Raw genomic sequence first — 752 nt, forward strand, 5'->3', positions numbered from 1 at the left:
GCGCGAGCGCCACCGCCTCCAGTGCGCCGTCGTCGACGAGCCCGTCGACCACCGAAAGCGAGACCTCGGCCGCTTTCGCCAGCGCGCCCTTGCCCCGGACCTCGCCGTCGGCGGCGACCGCCAGCACCTTGTCCCGCGCCTTGGTCGGGCGGGCCGGCGCCTTGCCGGTGGTGCGGACCCCGACGCGCACGACCTCCGCCGCCGCGGCCTCGTCGGGCAGGCGCAGCACCATGGCCAGCGCAGAGCCCTTCGGCGCGAGGGTGTAACGCGCGATCCAGTCCACCAGCTTGCGCACCGGCTCGGAGAGCGGCGCCACGCCGAGCGGCCCGGTGACCGGGCGCAGGTTCGAGCCGCCGGCCGTCTCAGCCACGCCCCAGACCACGCCGACCGTCTCACGCGGGCCCAGTGGCACCTGCACCACGTCGCCGACGGAAAGCGTCAGGTGCGCCGGCACCGCGTAGCTGTAGGCGGTGTCGATCGCGAGGGGGATCAGGATCTCGGCGACGTGCGGCATGGGCGTGGGGCGTCGGTTTCGGAGAATGGCTGCATGTTCCGGTTTTGTACCATAAAACGTACCATCACGCAGAGGTCGTGCGCGCGGGCTCGGCGCGCAAGCGCAGGGCGAGCGGCACGGCCGCGAGGCTGAGCCCAGCCATCGCCCAGAAGGCCCGGCCGTGGAAGGCCGAAAACAGCGGGCCGGAGGCCAGCGTCGCCGCCGCGCCCGCAAGCCCGAGCCCGACGGTGCCGTAGAG

1 pseudogene is annotated in these 752 nt (G+C 73.8%); it reads right to left on the reverse strand.

Annotated features, from left to right (window positions below):
* A pseudogene (locus FV222_RS28145) lies at positions 1-514 on the reverse strand (primosomal protein N'); the annotation flags it as partial.
* Between the last annotated feature and the right edge of the window lie 238 nt (positions 515-752).

It is taken from the genome of Methylobacterium sp. WL103 (genome assembly GCF_008039885.1).
Taxonomy (GTDB): domain Bacteria; phylum Pseudomonadota; class Alphaproteobacteria; order Rhizobiales; family Beijerinckiaceae; genus Methylobacterium; species Methylobacterium cerastii.